Below are 18,943 nucleotides of genomic sequence, written 5' to 3'. Positions count from 1 at the left end.
CCTCGCATAATTCCCATATATCGGAAATTCCCCAATGCCGAAAACAAGCCATAGTCGCTGGTTTTGACGGCACGGCTTGGCCCGGCCCTTCGGGAATCCATGGACAACCCCAGCCGCTCGGGATCGACACTCAGTAATCCAAAAATGCCTTGTAGTTGTCCGGTGTGACGAGCTTGAATGGCACATCTACGTTGTCAGGCACGCCAGCGTCGCCCGATTTCATGCGGATAGCCAAATCCACGGCTCCCCCTCCCTGCCCCTTCGCGTCCTGCAACACGGTTGCGCCAATCGCCCCTTTATCCATCTGCGCGAGCGCATCAGGCGTTGCATCCACACCCACGATCAGAAGACTTCGCGGATCCTTGCCCGCCTTGCGCAGCGCGATGACTGCGCCGATCGCCATTTCGTCGTTGTTCGCAACAACGGCCTGGATGTCCTTTTGTTCGGCAAGCCAGCGCTTCATGATGTCGAGCCCCAAGTCGCGCCGCCAGTTGCCCACCTCCTCGGCCACGACATGCATTCCCGTAACGCGCGCGATGGCACGCTTTACGCCGAGCGTCCGCTGCACGGCATCCTCGGATCCCGCCGGTCCCACCATGATGGCAATATTGCCCTTCCCGTTCAGCCGCTGCACAACGTACTCTCCCTGAAGACGCCCCGCTTCCAGGTTGTCGGAGCCTACGTACGCGGCGCCACGCCCCATCGGTTCGACCGGCCTGAGGTTGAAGTAGACAACCGGCACCCCTGCCCTGCGGGCGATCTCGGTCGCCTCAGCCGTTGCATTGCTGTCGACTGGCCGTACAACAAGCGCTGCAACGTGCTCCTCCGTCACCAATTTCGCAATCTCGGTCGTTTGCAGCTTGGCGTCACCGCGTGCATCGACGAACACCGGTTTCCATCCACGTTGGCGCGCCTCTCTCGACGCAGCCTCGCGCAGCAAGATCAAAAAATTGTCATCGAACGATGCCATCGCGACGCCGATCTTCGGTCGATCAGTCGCCCTGTCCTCGGCATCGGCGATACGGGGAGCCAGTCCGACACCGATGATGCATGCGAAGCCGAGCGCAATGAAGAGTTCACGAATATTCATACAGCACTCACGCGGAAGACCGATACCAACTGCGCAAGCCTATCGGCCTGGTCGCGCAACGACGCAGCAGCGGATGCCGATTCTTCGACCAGCGCCGCGTTTTGCTGAGTAGTTTGATCAATCTGTTCGACTGCGCCATGCACTTGCAAGAGCTCGCGCTGCTGCTCTTCTGCTGAGGACGCAATTTCGCCGATCAAGGTCCCCACACGTTGCACCGATGCGACGATGTCATTCATCGCGCGCCCAGCCTGCGTAACGAGTTCGCTGCCCGCTTCCACCCGCTGAACGGATGATTCGATCAATTCCTTGATCTCCTTCGCGGCCCCAGCAGAACGTTGGGCAAGGCTTCGCACTTCGCTCGCAACTACCGCAAAGCCACGTCCTTGTTCGCCTGCGCGCGCCGCTTCCACCGCTGCATTCAATGCGAGAATGTTTGTTTGAAAGGCAATGCCGTCGATGACTGCCGTGATTTCTCCAATCTTGTGGGACGCGGCAACGATGTCGGCCATGTTCGTGACCACGCGCGACACGATTTCTCCGCCACGCTCCGCAGCAGTGGAGGCATTCTGCGAGAGTGTGTTGACTTCCAGCGCCGTACGGGTGGACTGGGATGCCGCTTCACCGAGGTGCTCCACGCGCGCTGCTGTCTGCTGGACGCTGAAAGCGACATTTTCGGTGCGCGAACTCAGATCGAGATTGCCGGCGGCGATTTCTCTCGAGGCGGTATTGACCGACTCCACGCCATCTCGTACCTCGCCAATAAGCTGGCGTAGATGCTCCGACATCTGCGATAACGAGCGAACGAGCCGGGCTGTTTCGTCATCCCCGTTCGCCACAATCTGGCGCGTCAGGTCACCGCGCGCAACTGTCTGAGCCAGATCAACGGCGCGGCTGAGCGGCCCTGTTATGGATCGCGATACAAGCGTCATCAAACCAGCCGCCATCGCGATGGCAACGGTCACCACCATGCCAATCAGCCAAAGTGCGCGCTTCGCGACACCCGCCGCATCGTCGCCTGCCTGACTCGCCCTCGTCTGACTCGACTTTGACAGTTCATCCAAGGCGGCGGTAAACAACTCAAAGCTCTTCGCACTGTCTTGCATGATGATGGCGCGAGCTGCATTCGGCGATGCGTTGTCCACCTCGTCCTGGATTCTCGCGCTCAGTGCGAGGTAGTCACGCCATGCCGCCACGACACGCTCATAGGTCTGGCGCTCAGCATTCTCGAGAGGCAGCTTGCCAAAGCTCTTGATCCGCTCATTCATCTCGGCAATGCTGTTTTGCAGCGCGGGCAGAACCTGCTCACGCTGGTCATATCGCACGAGGATATACGCGAACTCTCTGTTACGGACCGTAGCGGCAAGTTGGCTTATGCCCTGCGCCTGCAGGGCCATGGGCATCCATCTCTGTGTTATCGCATCGGTACGTGATGTAACACCGGTGGTCTGGCTAACGCCAAAAAAACCTACCAGCAGAAGGCTCGATAGGGCCACGGCGAGAACGATTTGCAGCTTGCGGGTGACCGACAGTCTGGACAGGACAATCATCGCGTAGTAATCCGGGAAATGAAACCACCAACAGAAGAAACCAGCTTTTTTATTTATTTCGTATTGCTTATACGTGAACGACGGGAATCGCAGAAATTTTATCGATTGGAGACCGACGAACACCCGATTTCCAGTCCGTCGCTGCCGTGATCTCACGCGCCGACACACGAGAATCGAGTGCACCGCTGATCCGCGTGTGCTCGTCGTTGTCGGCGCTTCGATACACCACAACGAGCGGTTCGCTGTTTAGTTGGGCAATGTGCAAATAGATGGGCCCGAGCTTCTCGGGTCCGGTGATGGATAAGGCAGGCGTTCGCGCAGTGAATTTAGACGTCATCGGCACCAACCTCGATAGCGCGATGGGCCGCATTCGCGATGGGCGCACAAGTTGGTATATTCTCCCGTCTTCGAAATCAAATTAAGAGCGAAAAATGGAAATCGGTGTTCCATTTTTGGACCACGCGCTCGGTCCATATTGCCCTGTATGATCATGCACGTCGCTCCGAAGCATCGACGTGCGCCTGCGTTACGCTTTCTACTTCCGCCTGTCTGTCACCCTCGATGAAACTCGCCGATCTATCCACTCCCGCGTTCCTCGAAAATCCTTACCCGCTCTACGAGACGCTCCGCTCGCAAGGCCCGTTCGCGCGCATCGCGCCAAACGCGCTGATGACCGGGCGCTACGGCATCGTCGACGCGCTGCTCCAAAGCCGGCAAATGGGCAAGAGCTATATGGAGAGCGTCCGCGTGCGGTATGGCGATGACGGTCCGAAGATGCCGCTGTTCCAGGGGGTCGGCAGAATGTTCCTGATGCTCAATCCCCCCGCGCATACGCGTCTGCGCGGCCTGATGATGAAAGCATTCAACACACGGCAGATTGAGACGATGCGCGAACTCGCGATCGCCACCGCCCATCAGCTGATCGATGGGTTCGAGCCACGCAAGCAAGTCGATCTCGTGTCGGAATTCGCCTTTCCGCTTCCCGTTCTGATCGTCTGCCGAATGCTGGATATCCCTGTCGACGAAGCCATCACCCTCGGCGCGGCAGTAAGCAAGCTGGCGAAGGTGTTCGATCCCGCGCCAATGAGCGCCGAAGCGCTGGACCAGACGAGCTCCGCATATGAGGAGCTTGCGCTGTATTTTTCCAAGGTGATCGAGGCTCGCCGCGCGCACCCCGGAAACGACTTGATTTCCATACTGCTGCGCGTCGAGGACGCCGGCGACACACTGACGCACGACGAAATCGTCTCCAACGTCATCTTGCTGTTTATCGCCGGTCACGAGACAACGTCGAACATGATCGGCAATGCGTTGATCGCGCTTCATCGCAACCCGCAGCAGCTCGATTTGCTGAAGCGCGATCCGCTGCGGATGCCGAATGCCGTGCTGGAATGCCTGCGCTATGACGGATCGGTGCAGATGACCATACGCGCGGCAATGGAGGATGTCGAAATCGATGGCGAGGTGGTGCCGCGCGGGACGATGGTGTTCCTGATGCTGGGCGCCGCCAACCGCGATCCGGATCAGTTCTCGGAACCGGATCGTCTCGACATCGACCGGAAGCAAGGACGTCTACACACTTTCGGCGCAGGCATCCATCATTGCCTAGGATACCGGCTCGCGCTGATCGAGCTCGAGTCAGCGCTCGGCGCGCTGCTCGAACGCCTGCCGCATCTCCGGCTGACCACTCTCGATCAGTTGAGCTGGAATCAGCGCGGCAACCTGCGGGGAGTCAATGCACTGATGTCGGCATGGTAGGGGTGAGTCGGAGCAAAGTCCGAATCAACGCTACCTCGTATCCAGCCGACTCGCGATGCGGCTCCGGATCTTCGGCGATGACCGGACACAAGGGCCTCAGGCAAATACTGAACGTCCTCCTCCGGACGGGGCCAATCGCTTTCGCGATACTCGGCAACGATAGTGCACACGCGGCGTCGGACTGGCAGTTCTCGTTCAGCGGGGCGACGGCGCGTTCGTTGCGCGGCCTTGATCTCGGTGCGCCGTCGTTGAGCGCAGCCGCGGAATGGTATCCCGTTGGAGGCCCGTTTGCCGCCGTCTCGGTTACGGAGGCTCGAATCGAGCACCGAGGACCTGTTGGTACGCTAACGATCGGCACATTCGGTTATGACTGGCGCCAGGGCGCGTGGCGCGCTGATCTGATGCTGGAGCACTACCAGTTCACACATGTCGCCTACGCGAAGCCCGCTTACGACGAGGCGCAAGCCGTTGCCTCGTGGCGCGACTTGGTTTCCTTGTCCGTAGGCGTGTCTCCGAACACTCAGTTCGGTCCGAGTCCCAAGGGCTACACGTTCGAATACAACCTTGTCGGCAGGCTGCCGATCAGCTACTCGGCTTGGACGCTGCACGCGGGCATCGGTTACTTCGACGCACGTACTCAACTCGGAATCGGATATGGCTATGGGAACGTCGGCGTGTCCTATCAATACCGTTCAGCGCAATTCGATTTGTCGTATGTCGGTTCAAGCCACGGCATACAGGCACGCTTGCCCGATCTCGCCGTCAATCGCCTCGAAGCCGCCGCTGTTTTGCGTTTCTAGTTGCCGACGCTTATCCGGCGGCTGACGGGCGCCGCTCGGCAGCGGCGCCCGATTGTTCGGCGCAGGTGGTCGGAAACGCTTCTCGATGAGCGCATCTCGCGATCACAACGACACCGTGTCGGCCACCTTGAACGCGGACACCGCCTCTTTAAGCTTGATCGCTTGCTGTTCAAGCGATTGCGCAGCAGCGGCCGCCTGTTCCACCAGTGCGGCATTCTGCTGCGTGACGCCGTCCATCTGCATAACGGCCCGGTTGACCTGCTCAATGCCTCGGCTTTGTTCTTCCGAGGCCGAAGCGATTTCGCCGACGATGTCGGACACCTGTTTGATCGCCTGCCTGACTTCCCCCATTGTCACGCCGACTTCGGAAACCTGTTGCGCTCCGCCCCGAATCATCGCGACCGACGAGTCGATCAGCTCCTTGATCTCTTTAGCGGCCGCTGCTGAACGCTGTGCCAAGCTACGCACCTCGCTGGCAACGACGGCGAAGCCACGCCCCTGCTCACCGGCCCGTGCTGCTTCGACCGCTGCGTTGAGTGCAAGGATGTTTGTCTGAAATGCAATGCCTTCTATGACCCCGGTGATTTCCGAGATCTTTGTCGAACTGCCGCTGATCTGGCCAATCGTGTGCACCATGCCCTGCACTGCATCGTCGCCGGTATCGGCGAGACCCGTCGCTCGCGACGCGAGCGCGTTGGCTTGTCGTGCGTTGTCCGTGTTCTGCTTTACGATCTCGGTAAGCTGCGCGATGCTCGACGCCGTCTGTTCCAGCGATATGGCTTGCTTCTCAGTGCGAGCCGACAGGTCCTCGTTGCCGGACGCAATCTCCACCGCGGCGATGTGCACCACGCCAGCGACTGTTCGAACATCACTGATTGCACCGGCGACGTGCGCAATCAATCCATTGAACGCCGATGCGGTCCGTCCAATCTCGTCGTTGCGCGAGGATTCTGCGCGCTTGGTCAGGTCCAGCGAGCGGCTTGCCTGATGCAGCGTTTCCTGAATGTTGGTCACGCTGAGGTTGAACGACCGCATCTGCCACCATGCAGCCAGCCCACACGCGATGCCACCCATCACCAGCGCGCCGGCTAGCCAAGCCCGTATCGTCACATAGTCGTCCGCGGCTTTCGTGTGTGCGGCCACCATTTCCGAGTTGATCAATGCTGTCAGTCGAACCATATCCATGCCTGTGGCGATGCCATAAGGTCGCGTCCGCAACATCTCACGCGAGGAACCGGTCACATCGCCATTTCTTGCGAGCCGCACAGATTCGAGCAAACCTGACATCGTATTGTTGAAGTCGCTTACGAATGTCGAGGCGAGGCGCTCTACAGCGTCCGACTTCCTGATGTCCAGGAACAACTGTATGTCGTTCTTTACGACAGGTACGATGTGATCCACAGTTTCAAACTGCGGCCTGCTTGCGTTCAGGTCATTCAATCGATTCGCCTCATTGACCTGAATTACGACAATGAGCATGTCCCGATACGCGTCGGAAAGATATTGACTGGGAAGTGCCAGCTCGCGATAGGTCTGCTCCGCGCGTGCGTTGGCCTGCGCTAGACCGTGCAGCGCGATCGAAGCAATCCCGACGCACAACCCGCAAAGGGTCGCAAAGATGAATGAGAGTCGGGATCTGATGTTCGTCATTGCTGCGATGCGGGCCGTTTGTTTTTCGATGTTTCAGCAGGATCCCGTCGCTTGGCGGGTACGATGTATTCGCGTGTGCCGCTCATGAGCCTGCACGCTGCCAAGCGTTGGCTCAAGGCATCACATTGCCTCCTGACCCGATCGTAACTGTCAAAGCAACGGCAAATGCTGCTGGAACGCATCGTTCAAAAAATGGAACGATGCGAGGCCGACGCCGTGGCCGCTCAGTACCTCGCGCGCGAATCCACTCGCACCAAGAGCGCCTCTGACGATGCCATAAACTGACGAATATGCGCCTCCGTCAGTCCCGGCGACGGCAGGATCGCCGCACCCTTGTTGTTGAACATGGCGCCGCTATCGCACTCGATATCCGGCGATACCAGCAGCGGCGCGATGCGCTCGGCATAGGTGTCGGCCGAAGGCGTGAACAGCCCGATCAGCGCCTCCGTAACGCGCGACTTGAGCGAACCTTTACCAAGGAAGTTGTCGCGGATATTCGTCTTGACCAGGCCGGGATTCAGTCCGAAGAACGCAGCGCGCGGATATTGCTTCGCCGCGTGGAGCACGAGCATCTCGTTGCCCGCGACGGTGTTCATGTGAGCCGCCATCGCCTTGTACGACCCTTCGGCATTGAGATCATCGGGGTTGCCGATCTGGCCGCTGCCAGGGTAGCCCATCACGAACACGCGGGGCTTCATAGGCGACTTGCGCTGCCCGCTTCCCAACCTCGGCGCGATCGCGCGCAGAATCGCGAACCGATTCAGATAGCTCACGGCCATGTCGCGCTCGATTCCTTCCAGAGTCTCCTGCCGTTCGGGCGCAGCGAAGATTCCGGTGGTAAACACGAGCAGATCCAGCGTTTCGGCCGGCAACAGCGCAGCAACACGTTGCGCCTCGCGCATCAGGCTCAGGTCGGCCTGGATGAATTCGATCCCGGGTGTTCCAGCGTCGCGGAACGTTTGTCCCACGACCACCACGTTCGCACCGCGCGATGCCAGGAAGCGGCTGAGCGCTCGGCCGATACCGCCTGTGCCCCCGACGACAGCGACCTGTAGTCCTCGGAGGTCGAGGTTCGCGGCGTCGATGCGATCCCACACCACGCTCTTGTTTCGCTTCAATGTCACATCCTCCAAAAATGCAGTAAATGGAGATCCCTATTTGGCTCCCCGACCTTATCCCTGCAATGCCGGCATCAGCACGTTTTGCGCTATCTCCATCCCTTCGGGCGTGCCCCAACTGCCGGCGAGTTCGGCGATCACCTGATTCGTACTGGACAGGGTGACGCCCGCCCTTTCCATACGACGCAAGGCCATGTCATCGGCGATCTTGGCCGGCGAACCGCCGGCGTCGGCGATGACTTGCACTTCGTAACCGTCGCTCAACAGGCTCAAAGCGGGAAACACCGTGCACACGTCGTTGGTGACGCCGGCGACGATGATCTTTTTTCGCCCAGTCGCCTTGACCGCCGCGGCGAAATGCTCGTCCTCCATCGCGTTGACGACGCCGGCGCGTTTGATGCGGGCGGCGAATTCTGCCGGCAGGATGGTTTCCAGTTCGCTCAACAGCGGTCCCTGCGCGTACTCCTCCATGCTCGAGGTCAGGACGACCGGCATCTTCAGGATGCGGGCGGTCTTCGCCAGCATCAGCGCGTTGCGTTTCATTTCCTCGAAGGCGATGGAATGCACCCAGCTCATGGTGCCGACCTGGTGGTCGATCAACAGTACCGCGGCGTTATCGCAGGTGAATCGTTCATAAGCCATGACGGAATCCTCCGAACCTAAATTGAAGCGATGCGCAACGGCGCACCGGAAAAAAACATGACCTTCGCGCTGCCATTGAATGCCCGGAGCGTGATCGCACGAGGCGTGGCTTGTGCCGGAAATACCGGGAGCTTGAGATCGTCGCGTTCGAAGCTCTGGCCATCCACCGTCGCCGCGCCGAAGATCGGCATGACGAAAGCACAATGTCCAGCCTCGACGGGCAGCACGAGTTCGGCCCCCTCGTCCAGCGAAATGTCGAGCATCGTCACGTCGGTGGGCGGATTCAGCGGGGACCGCGTGCCGTTAAAGCTGCCCGCCGGCACGCGCACCTTGACCCCGGGCAGTTGAACCAGTGGCACGTCCTGCGGTTCCACACTCAATGCGAACGGCGCCATGCCTTGCCGCTCGCGAGCGAGACCGACGAAGATCTGCAGCGAATGGACGGTCTTGCCGGTCTCCGCCGGAACTTCCTCGTGGACGACGCCGCTTCCAGCCGTCGTCCAGTGCAGGCCTCCAGGCTGAATCAGGTTGCGGGTACCAATTGAGTCGCGGTTGTCGATACCCGTTTCCGAGCCGAGAAACACATAGGACACCGCCGAGAAACCAGCATGGGGATGCGGTGGAAAAGTCGGCGCGCTCATCCAAGCGTGATCGACGCCGACGAACGGGTCGATCAGCCCGGCCACGCCGCGCAGGCCGTAGGCGCGGAAGTGGCTGCCGTGGTTGGCACGTTGCACGGGGGCGGTGGTGAAGGTCGTCGTCATGATGTGCGCCTCAGCGAAGCAGCCCTTCGGCGCGCATAGCGTCGGCCACAGCGGGCCGCTCGCGCATCCGCCGCATGTGGTCGCCCAGCGCGGGCCACGCGCTGAGGTCAACGCCGCCCGGTTTCGCCCAGTTCAGAACGACGAAGAAGTAGGCGTCCACGACCGAAAAGTGCTCACCCATCAAGTAAGGTCGATCGCCCAACTGGCCCGCCGCCCAGGCGAAGCTCTGCGCAAGTTTCTGGCGAGCCTTGGCGTTCTCGTCCTCGGCCCCCCCGTGGAAGATGGGCCAGAAGATCTTGTGGATCTCCGTGGCGATGAAGTTCAGCCACTCCATGACCCGGTACTTCCACAGCGGATCGTCCGAGCGCGGATGCGCCTGGGGGGTGAGGTCGGCGATGCACTGGAGGATGGCGGCGACCTCGGTCAGCCGCTGGCCGTCGTCCAGTTCGAGCACCGGCACCATGCCCTTGCCGTTCACACTGAACAGGTCGGTGCCGTTGTCGAGCAGCCGGGTACGCATGTCGAACTTGACCAGGGAAAATTCCTGCCTGAATTCGCGCAGCGCGATGTGCGGGGCCAGCGAGCAGGTAGAGGGAGCGTAGTAGAGCTTCACGGCGATGTCCTCGAGATAGGGTGCGGTGAGATCACTGCGCCGCCAGCGTCGGGTAGTCGATGTAACCCTGCTCCGTACCGCCGAAGAAACCATTGCGGTTCGCTTCGTTCATCGGCGCGTTGCTCTTCAGCCGAGCCACGAAATCCGGGTTCGCCAACACCATCTGGCCGTAGGCTTCCAGATCGGCCAGCCCCGAGGCCACATCGGCCCCGATTCCATCGCGCGGGCGCCCCGGCCTGTTCAGGATCAGCGTGCCCTTCCAGAGCTTGCGAATGTCGGCCAGCAGCGGCTCGTTGCCCTGGTGCATGATGTGCAGATAGGCAAGACCGAGCTTGTCGAGCTCGGTGGCCAGATAGCGGTAGAGGTCCGGACCTTCCGCGCCTTCGTCGATGCCCCACATCGTCGTGCCGGGCGACAGGCGGATGGCGGTACGATCCTCGCCGATCTCCTCGGCGATCGCGGCGGCCACCTCGATGGCAAAGCGCGCGCGGTTCTCGATCGAACCGCCGTACTCATCGGTGCGCGTATTGGCGCTCGGCGCAAAGAACTGCTGGATGAGGTAGGCGTTCGCGCCGTGGATTTCGACGCCGTCCGCACCGGCTTCGATGGCGCGGCGAGCCGCATAGCGGAAGTCCAGGACGGTATCGCGCACGTCCTCCTGGGATAAAGCGCGCGGCACGGGGATGTCCTGCATGCCGGTCGGCGTGAACATCTGCGTACCCGGCGCGATGGCCGAAGGCGCGACGCCCTGCCGATGATGCGTCGTGTTGTCGGGGTGCGACATGCGGCCGGCGTGCATGAGCTGGATGAACAGATGAGCACCCTTCGCATGCACGGCAGCGGTGGTCTTGCTCCAACCAGCGACATGCGCGTCGCTGTAGATGCCCGGCGTGGCGAGATAGCCCTGACCATCGTCCGATGGCTGGGTGCCTTCCGTAACAATGAGGCCGACGCTGGCGCGCTGCGCATAGTATTCGGCGGCGAGTTCCCCAGGCGTACCGTCGAACTGGGCGCGCGAGCGCGTCATCGGCGCCATGACAAGGCGGTTGGACAGGGTGTAGCGCCCGACACGAACGGAAGTAAACAGCTGACTCATGGGTGTGATCGTGAAAGTGAGTGAGATGGAAAGACGGGTCGGCTTCAGTGCCTGCGAAAGCGTCCCTTGAAATGCCCGCCCGGGCTCTTCTGGGGAGGCATCATCGCTTTCATTTCAGTTGGAATAAATACGTCCATTTGGATAACATTGATCCAATTCCGGATCAATCGATTCACTGGCCGCCGCAATGCTTCCCAAGTAGAGCCGGCAATTGCTCCGAGGCCGCAGTAAATTGATCCCTGAACGGAGCAATCACGGTGGAATATCTGAACGACATGGCCTTGTTCGTAGAGGTCGTGAAAGCTAAGGGCTTTCGAGGGGCTGCCGACGCAATCGGGATTCCCAACTCGACCTTGTCCCGGCGGATCAGTGTGCTGGAGAAGGCGATCGGGCTGCGCCTGCTGCATCGCACGACGCGCAAGGTCGAGCTGACCGAAGCAGGCAGGCTCTATTTCGAGCGCTGCAAGCGCATCGTCGATGAAGCCCGACTGGCGCACGAACAACTCGGCGAGATGCTCGCGCAACCGAGCGGCGTACTTCGGGCCTCGTTGCCGGTGGACTTCGCCGTGACCTACTTGGCGCCCTTGATCGCGGAATTCGCGAGCCTCTATCCGGGGATCGCTTTCGATTTCGACCTGACGCCTCGGCGCGTCGATTTAGTCGGCGAGCCCTTTGACGTCGCGATACGCATGGGGGAGTCCGAGAATTCTCAACTGATTGCCCGCCAGTTGGCCTTGCTCCAGCCACGCCTTTATGCCTCGTCCGGCTACCTCGAACGCTCGGGCGAGCCCAAAGAGCCCGCCGACCTTGAAAAGCACGAGTGCCTGTCCATGTTGAAGACGGGTTTGGGTTTCTGGACATTGCACGACGGCAAACAAACCGTCAGAGTTTCGGCGGGAGGGAGATTCACGCTCAACAACGTGGGCCTAATCCGTCGTCTGGCAACGCTCGACATGGGCATCATCTTGACGCCCGAGGAGATCGTCGCTGACGAACTGGCGAGCGGCCGGCTGCGTCTCATCATGCCCGCATGGCACGGCGTACCGATGCCGGTCTATGCCATCACGGAAACCCGCATGTTGCCGGCCAAAACGCAGCGATTCATCGAATTCCTCCGGGAACGTCTGGGACGGTAACGCGCCAATGCACGGCAACTAGATGAAAGAAGACATCCCAAACGAACTGATTGACGCCAAAACCGCCATGGCCGTGTTGGCGGTCAAGCCGCAAACGCTTTACTCGTACGTGAGCCGCGGGTTGATTCGGGCCGTCAGCGCCCCCCCGGGGCACAAAGGCAGCCTGTACTATCGACAGGATGTCGAGGTGCTGTTGATGCGCGGACGCAAGGATCGTCCTCGCGTGCAAACGGCTCAGCGCGCGCTGCGAATCGGCGGCGAGCCCGTATTGAAGAGCAGCATTACCGCAATCACGAATGAAGGGCCACGCTACCGCGGCATGCTGGCAATAGATTTGGCGCGCGGTGGACATACTTTCGAAGACTGCATAGAACTGCTCTGGGGTGGCGTACTGCCGGTGCAGTCCCCCTCTTGGCCAGTTCAACCACTGCCGCCGGCATTCGATGGTTTTTTGAATTCCATCGCCGCGGCAGCGGGCCGCGGCAATACGCGGCGACTCTTCTCGTTGAGCGTGGAAGCGCTGGCGATATGCAACGGCGCCAACGCCGAACTCAGTTCCGGAACGTCTGCACTTGCGGCACGCCAACTCATGCAGGTGATGGCGTCCATGCTCGGCTTCCTGCGAACGCATTCACGCTTCGAGCCAGCGAGAGCGCAAGCTTCATTTGCCGAGTGGCTGTGCGACAGCCTCGACCTCGAACCCAGCCCGGACAACGTCGCGTTGCTGAACGCCGTGCTGATCATCTGCGCCGATCATGAGCTGGCGCCGTCCACCTTTGTCGCTCGCATTGCCGCGTCGGCGGGCGCCGATATTTACTCATGCGTCAGTTCGGCCCTCGGTGCATTTGAGGGGATGATGACCGGTCTCGGTTGCGATCTTGCCGAAGACATGTTTCGTCAATTCACCACACCGGCGAAATACGTGGATGGCTTGCGGGAGATCATGCTGCGCAAACACCCCCTGCCCGGCTACAACCACGCTATCTATCCCGACGGCGATCCCCGCGCCGCTTTCCTGCTGAGGATGCTTCACGCGCACGCCAAGAAGAACAAGCAAGCGGAAGTCGTGCTTGCCTCGATTCGAGCCGCCCGCACCAAGCTCGGCGCGATGCCGAGTTTGAGCGTCGGACTTGCCGGCATGACAATAGCGCTTCAGTTGCCGCCCCGCAGCACGGGAGCGCTGATGGCACTCAGCCGCACCGCGGGATGGTTGGCCCACGCATTCGAGCAGCGACTTGCCGGATTCCTGGTGCGGCCGCGCGTGGAGTATGTCGGCCCTGCTGCCGCGGCCGCGCGATAGGAGCGACAGGAAATGAGGCAAAAAGGGGGAACAACGTCGAGAGCGTTCCAATTTTGAAACGCGGAGTTGAAAAACGCGGCGTTCATTCCGAAATTTGCGTCCTAGTATGGAGCCATCAAAACTACTAGAGACAATCGCTCGATCATGCAAAAAGCCACTCCGGCTCCCGCCCAGCCTGACTATCGCGACCTGATTGCAGCGCTCGAAAGCGTCCATGTTCAGCCCCTTTGGGACAGGTTCAAGACCCTGATGACACGCGAGCCGACCGCGCCCGATACGGCGTTCATCTGGCCTTGGCAATCCATGCTGCCCATGATCGAACGAGCGGCGACCGAAGTGCAGATGGAAGATGCCGAGCGGCGCGTGTTGCTGCTGGTCAACCCGGCGTTCGGCGGCAAGGTGAAAACCACGACGAACCTCAATGCCGCGTTGCAGATCCTCGGACCGCACGAGCACGCGCACGAACATCGCCATCGGCTTTCAGCCATCCGGATGATCCTCGAGGGCAGCTCGGCGACCACCACCGTCAACGGCGAGCATGTGCCGATGAAGAGGGGCGACCTCATTCTGACGCCTCCCATGTGCTGGCATGGTCACGTCAATAACGGCGACGATCGCATGGTCTGGCTCGACGGACTCGACCTGCCCCTCGCGCTGTTCGATCTGGGCATCGTATCGTTCGAACCGGGACCGGCCGGCGGCCGCACGGCTTCGCCACCGCCGTCTGTCGCGGGTAATGCTTTCGCGCAGGCCGGCATGTCGCCTCAGGGGCTAATTCCTGAAGGCACTGCGTTCCCGCTGCTGCGCTATACGTGGGAATCCATGTGTCGCACCTTCGAAAGCATGCCGGCTGCCGCCGACGGCTCCAAGACCGTGCGATATACCCACCCCACGAGTGGCGGCTCAGTGATGCCCACCATCGACTGCTATGCACTCGAGCTGTCCGCGAACGCTCGGACGGTCGCACGCAGAACCACCTACAACACGATCGTTGCCGTGCTGGAAGGAGAAGGCGAATCCCAGATCGGATCGACGGAAATCCGCTGGCGGCCAAACGACGTCTTCACCGTTCCGCACTGGAACTGGGTATCGCATCGCGCCTCAAGCGGAAATGCCCGGCTCTTCATGATGACGGATCGCGAGGTGCTTGCCCGCCTCGGTTATCTCGTCGAAGAAGTACGCGCTTAAGGCCCGCAGCCGTCGGCGCTCAGCACACAGGCCTCCACCGAGATCGGGGTAGGCGCTGAAGTAAGCGCTAAAGCGCCAACTCCGATCGACAAGAGACACATATATGAATACTACGAACAACATCGATTCAAACATCATCGTAATCGGCGCCGGCATCGGCGGTCTTGCCCTCGCGCTGGCCCTCCACAAGGTTGGAGTGCCCTGCCGCGTCATCGAGTCCGCACCCGAGATCAAACCGCTCGGCGTCGGAATCAACTTGCTGCCGCATGCAATAGCGGCACTCGATCGTCTAGGCGTAGTGCAGGATCTCGAACGTCGCGCCGTTCCAACACGCGAAGTCTGCTTCTATACGCGCCATGGCCAGCTCGTCAACAAAGAGCTGCGCGGCCGTTTTGCAGGCTATCCGCTGCCCCAGCTATCGATTCACCGCGCCGACCTGCATCAGGTTCTGCTCGATGCGGTGCGCGCACGGCTCGGCGCCGACGCCGTCGAGCTCGGTCGGCGCTGCACCGGAGTCTCGCAAGACACCCAGTCTGTGTCGGTACACGTTCAAGATGCGGACAAAAACCCGCTTCCCGCGATTCGCGGCAGTGTCGCCGTCGCCTGCGACGGCGTTCATTCGGTCGTGCGCAAGCAAATGCATCCGGTCGAGGCAGTCCCCCGCTACGAAGGCACCACGCAGTATCGAGGTACGACGTATTGGAAGCCCTTCCTGAGCGGCGCCAGCATGGTGTACCTCGGCACACAGAAGACCGGAAAGCTTGTTCTTTATCCCGTCCGCAACAACGTAGACCCGCAGGGCCGTCAGCTGCTCAACTGGGTGGTCGAGATCGAGCGGCCCGACGAGATGTTGTTGCGCGACTGGAATCGCCCCGCATCGGTCGAGGCTTTCATCGACAACTTCAAAAACTGCCGCTTCGATTGGCTCGACATCCCCGCCGTCATGCGCGCAGCCGAATCGATCTACGAATATCCGATGGTCGATCAGGATCCCCTGCCATTCTGGTCACAAGGACGCGTAACCCTGTTGGGCGACGCTGCGCATCCGATGATGCCTCGCGGCTCCAATGGCGCGGCGCAAGCAATCATCGATGCACTCACCTTGGCGGACCTGCTGGTCACGCGTGACGATCCGGTGAGCACGTTGAAGGTATACGAAGCGAGACGCCTGGAAGCCACAGGCAAAGTCGTGCTCGCTAACCGCGAGATATCGCCCGACGCTATTCTGCGCGTGGTCGAAGAACGGACCGGCGACAAACCGTTCGACAAGATCGAGGATGTGCTCTCGGAGCAAGAATTCGAGCTGTGGCAAGCACGTTACCGCGCGGTGGCGGGCTTCGACAAAACGCATGTCCAAGCTGCGGCAGCTGAACCGAGGTAAGACACATGAAAATCTGCTGGTTCGACGATGACCGCCTGGGTTGGGTCATCGGCAATGAGGTGCTCGACGTGACCCCCGCATTGGAAGCGCTTCCGCAGCCAAGGTATCCCCATCCGCTCGGCGACGCGCTGGTGGCTCATCTCGACACCGTACGGGAAGCCATCGTGCGACTGAAGAACCTGGCGCGCCGCCATCCGCTCGCGGAGGTGCGTCTGCTGAGCCCGGTGGCGCGACCGTCGAAGATCATCGGGGTGCCGGTGAACTACACGGACCACGTTCGAGAGGCCCAAAACGCTACCGCCACATTCAAGCAATATGACGGTGGCATCGAAGACCAAGGGCTTTTTTTGAAAGCGACGAGCTCGCTGGTCGGCTGCAGCGAAGGGGTGCAGGTCCACTTCCCGCATCGACCGACCCATCACGAGATCGAGTTGGCTGTGGTTATCGGAAAGCCGGGCAAAAACATCGCGCTGACACAGGCGCTGTCGCACGTCGCCGGCTACGCCATCGCACTGGATATGACGGTGCGTGGTAACGAGGACCGATCGTTCCGCAAATCCATCGATACCTATTCGGTCCTTGGACCATGTCTGACCACGGCAGACGAAGTTCCAGACCCGCAGAGCCTGCCGTTCAGCCTCAGCGTCAACGAGCAGTTGCGGCAGCAATCGAACACTCGCCACATGATCATGAGCATCGCGCAACAGATTGCGTGGGCGTCGACGTTCTACACGCTTTTGCCCGGCGATGTCATCATGACCGGCACCTGCGAAGGGGTTGGTCCGGTACAGACCGGCGATGTCATTCACGCAACCATCGAAGGGCTGGGCAGCATGAGCGTTGACGTCAGGTAAGACGTATATGGTCTGCGCAGCATGCTTCCCCGGAAACATGCTGCGCTCGCCCCAACCTACGCTCCAGATAGCAGAGCAGGTATCTCTTCACTCAGGAAAGCGAGAAAGGCTTGGGATTTGGCGGAAAGGCTCCGGCGATTCGGATAGACCGCGTAGATTTCACTGCAGCGCGTCGACTGCCATTGCGGCAACACGATTTCAAGCTGTCCTTGTGCCACCTCTTTGCGAAGCAGCCACAAGGGTATAAGCGACACGCCCAGCCCCGCGATGGTCGCATCCAGCCGCAAGACAGGGTCATTGGCATCGAAGCGACGGACAACTTCGATCTCCTCGCGCTCGTTACCTTTTGTGAAAACCCAGTTGCGATGCTCGGCCCCGCCGAAGAAATCGATGACGGCATGGCGTGACAAATCCCGGGGATGGTGGATCACGGCGCGGTCCTTCAAGTAGCCGGGGCTTGCGCACGCCGCGAACTCGACGGCTCCTAACGGCTTGGCAATCAGCGAAGTGTCCGCTAGCGGCCCGAGCCGAATCACAAGATCGAAATTTTCTTCGATCGGATCCACGAGGCGATTCGTGAGTTCTACTTCGACGCACAACTGTGGATGGCGGGCCAGAAACCGGGGCAGCACCGGCGATAGCAGAGAACGGCCGAACGTCAGCGGCGAAGCAATCCGGAGCTGGCCGGACATGGCTTTCTTCGTCACGCTGACAGCGGCCTTTGCTTCCTCGATTTCCTCGATGACTCGCTGGCAATGAAGATATATCCGCTCGCCTGATTCGGTCAGCCGCATCCCGCGTGACGAACGCTCGAACAGCCGCGCGCCCAGCGACTCCTCGAGCCGCGACAAACCGCGGCTGATCGTGGCCTTCGGTATCGAGAGCGTTCGAGCTGCGCGACTGATGCCATTTAGCCGAACGACCTTCGCGAAAAGTACGAGAAGCTTCGGGTCCAGATCGTCCATGGGTTGATCATTTGTACGAGAAGAATGAAACACGGCTTTTCCGGACGCACCGCTGCGCAGCGGTGCGTCCGCTGAGGTCATCTCGCCGTCGGCGCGTGAAGCCGTCCTTGCCGTGCAGCGCGATGGTACCCGATCAAAGCGGGAAGGCCGCTTTAACGATCAGTCCGTCACCCTCGGGCCGGTTGCGCACCCCGAACTCCTTCTGGTACTTGACGCTGACAAACCACTTGCCCGCGTCGAATATCACCGTCGGTCCCAAGGCCATAGCACGGCCGCGGCTATCGGGCACAGTGTTTCCGTATTGCCGGTCCGCGGTGGTCTGCTGATACACGTAACCACCCACGCCGACCTTCCAGCCGTTGTTGAATCCCCAGCCGAGGTCAAAGTCGGCGTGCAGCTCTTGGCCGGAGCGATAGTCTGTCGCATCGTTGAGCCCGTTGAAGTCATACATCACTTTCAGGTCGGCGTTGATTCCCCAACGCTGGAGATAGCTGACACCGAGCACGGGTTCCGCGCTCCAGTAGTGACGGCCGATGTTGGCCAGGCGGTTCTTGTCGTACTGCCCCGTGGGAGCGAAGACATCCAGCGCGATGACGGATTGGAGGTTCTGCGAAAGATGATAGGCCAGACCTCCGCCGAGGACCATGTCGCCCAACCCTTGGCGCGAATCCGATTTGCCGTTCAGTCGAACGTCGAGGTCCACCAGCGGAGCAATGACGTGGAACACTGGCTGACCGCCCAACAGGTGCCATGGCGTAACCTCGACGAATCGGGGAATGATGGCCGTCGCACGCAAGCTGAAGTCGACCGGCACCCTGTCGCCGTTGTTATCCATAAGACGATCGGCCTCGTCATGCACGCCATAAAGCAGCAGGTACGTGCCCGGTACGGGCGGCACCGCAGCCAGGTTGAAGCTTTCGATGCCGTTCGGATACATGCTGCCGCCTCCTTCAGTAGCATGCGCTGAAATCGCCATTGAAATGGCGACGAGACCAGTCATAAGCAACGCACACGGTGTTTTTTCGTACATGGATGTCTCCT

The 18,943-nt window shown here is 60.6% G+C and carries 17 protein-coding genes; 7 read left to right on the top strand and 10 right to left on the bottom strand.

The genetic code is table 11. The features are described from left to right. Positions 1–130: 130 nt before the first annotated feature. Together FAZ69_RS00915 and FAZ69_RS00910 are read right to left on the bottom strand one after the other, a co-directional pair. Complete coding sequence (locus tag FAZ69_RS00915; protein ID WP_136892065.1) at positions 131–1,090, bottom strand: substrate-binding domain-containing protein; 960 nt, start codon at positions 1,088–1,090, stop codon at positions 131–133. Further along, complete coding sequence (locus FAZ69_RS00910) at positions 1,087–2,760, bottom strand: methyl-accepting chemotaxis protein (RefSeq protein WP_136892064.1); 1,674 nt, start codon at positions 2,758–2,760, stop codon at positions 1,087–1,089. Before FAZ69_RS00910 ends, FAZ69_RS00915 begins: the two co-directional genes overlap by 4 nt. Positions 2,761–3,198: 438 nt before the next feature. On the opposite strand from FAZ69_RS00910, the gene FAZ69_RS00905 reads away from it, so the two are divergent. Both FAZ69_RS00905 and FAZ69_RS00900 read left to right on the top strand, forming a co-directional pair. Continuing rightward, positions 3,199–4,395, top strand: coding sequence for a cytochrome P450 (locus FAZ69_RS00905; protein ID WP_136892484.1), 1,197 nt, complete (start codon positions 3,199–3,201; stop codon positions 4,393–4,395). A 77-nt stretch (positions 4,396–4,472) separates the two neighbouring features. Next, positions 4,473–5,195, top strand: coding sequence for a hypothetical protein (locus FAZ69_RS00900; protein WP_136892063.1), 723 nt, complete (start codon positions 4,473–4,475; stop codon positions 5,193–5,195). Between the two features lie 102 nt (positions 5,196–5,297). Here FAZ69_RS00900 and FAZ69_RS00895 read toward each other — a convergent pair whose 3' ends face one another. The 6 genes from FAZ69_RS00895 to FAZ69_RS00870 all read right to left on the bottom strand — a co-directional run bounded on the left by FAZ69_RS00895 (position 5,298) and on the right by FAZ69_RS00870 (position 11,078). Then, a complete protein-coding gene (locus FAZ69_RS00895) occupies positions 5,298–6,845 on the bottom strand; it encodes a methyl-accepting chemotaxis protein (RefSeq protein ID WP_136892062.1) in 1,548 nt (515 codons plus the stop codon). Positions 6,846–7,069: 224 nt separating this feature from the next. Next, positions 7,070–7,963 carry an SDR family NAD(P)-dependent oxidoreductase gene (locus FAZ69_RS00890; protein WP_136892061.1) on the bottom strand — a complete coding sequence of 298 codons (894 nt, stop codon included), beginning with the start codon at positions 7,961–7,963 and terminating at the stop codon, positions 7,070–7,072. Positions 7,964–8,017: 54 nt separating this feature from the next. Beyond that, positions 8,018–8,605, bottom strand: coding sequence for an isochorismatase family protein (locus tag FAZ69_RS00885; RefSeq protein ID WP_136892060.1), 588 nt, complete (start codon positions 8,603–8,605; stop codon positions 8,018–8,020). 17 nt (positions 8,606–8,622) lie between these two features. Next, positions 8,623–9,369, bottom strand: coding sequence for a pirin family protein (locus tag FAZ69_RS00880; protein ID WP_136892059.1), 747 nt, complete (start codon positions 9,367–9,369; stop codon positions 8,623–8,625). A 10-nt stretch (positions 9,370–9,379) separates the two neighbouring features. Beyond that, the gene (gstA, locus tag FAZ69_RS00875) at positions 9,380–9,982 is read right to left on the bottom strand and encodes a glutathione transferase GstA (protein ID WP_136892058.1); all 603 of its coding nucleotides are present in this window, start codon (positions 9,980–9,982) and stop codon (positions 9,380–9,382) included. A gap of 31 nt (positions 9,983–10,013) precedes the next feature. After that, complete coding sequence (locus FAZ69_RS00870) at positions 10,014–11,078, bottom strand: alkene reductase (RefSeq protein WP_136892057.1); 1,065 nt, start codon at positions 11,076–11,078, stop codon at positions 10,014–10,016. A gap of 257 nt (positions 11,079–11,335) precedes the next feature. Between FAZ69_RS00870 and FAZ69_RS00865 the strand changes: the two genes are divergently transcribed. The 5 genes from FAZ69_RS00865 to FAZ69_RS00845 all read left to right on the top strand — a co-directional run bounded on the left by FAZ69_RS00865 (position 11,336) and on the right by FAZ69_RS00845 (position 16,937). Then, positions 11,336–12,214 (top strand): LysR family transcriptional regulator, encoded by an 879-nt coding sequence (locus FAZ69_RS00865; protein ID WP_206171163.1) that lies wholly within the window; start codon positions 11,336–11,338, stop codon positions 12,212–12,214. 22 nt (positions 12,215–12,236) lie between these two features. Continuing rightward, entirely contained in the window at positions 12,237–13,514 is a 1,278-nt protein-coding gene (locus tag FAZ69_RS00860; protein ID WP_240702052.1) for a citrate/2-methylcitrate synthase, read from the top strand. 144 nt (positions 13,515–13,658) lie between these two features. After that, on the top strand, positions 13,659–14,702 hold the full coding sequence (locus FAZ69_RS00855; RefSeq protein WP_136892056.1) for a cupin domain-containing protein: 1,044 nt from the start codon (positions 13,659–13,661) through the stop codon (positions 14,700–14,702). Positions 14,703–14,805: 103 nt separating this feature from the next. Continuing rightward, complete coding sequence (locus tag FAZ69_RS00850) at positions 14,806–16,083, top strand: flavin-dependent oxidoreductase (protein ID WP_136892055.1); 1,278 nt, start codon at positions 14,806–14,808, stop codon at positions 16,081–16,083. 5 nt (positions 16,084–16,088) lie between these two features. Further along, complete coding sequence (locus FAZ69_RS00845; RefSeq protein WP_136892054.1) at positions 16,089–16,937, top strand: fumarylacetoacetate hydrolase family protein; 849 nt, start codon at positions 16,089–16,091, stop codon at positions 16,935–16,937. Positions 16,938–16,993: 56 nt separating this feature from the next. On the opposite strand, the gene FAZ69_RS00840 is transcribed toward FAZ69_RS00845, so the two are convergent. Beyond that, a complete protein-coding gene (locus FAZ69_RS00840; protein ID WP_136892053.1) occupies positions 16,994–17,902 on the bottom strand; it encodes a LysR family transcriptional regulator in 909 nt (302 codons plus the stop codon). A gap of 133 nt (positions 17,903–18,035) precedes the next feature. Continuing rightward, positions 18,036–18,932, bottom strand: coding sequence for a SphA family protein (locus FAZ69_RS00835; protein ID WP_136892052.1), 897 nt, complete (start codon positions 18,930–18,932; stop codon positions 18,036–18,038). Positions 18,933–18,943: the final 11 nt, after the last annotated feature.

This window comes from Trinickia terrae, assembly GCF_005144415.1.
GTDB lineage: Bacteria > Pseudomonadota > Gammaproteobacteria > Burkholderiales > Burkholderiaceae > Trinickia_A > Trinickia_A terrae.
The sequence above is the reverse complement of the archived record's forward strand: the minus strand, read 5'-3'. Positions and strand labels throughout refer to the sequence as shown.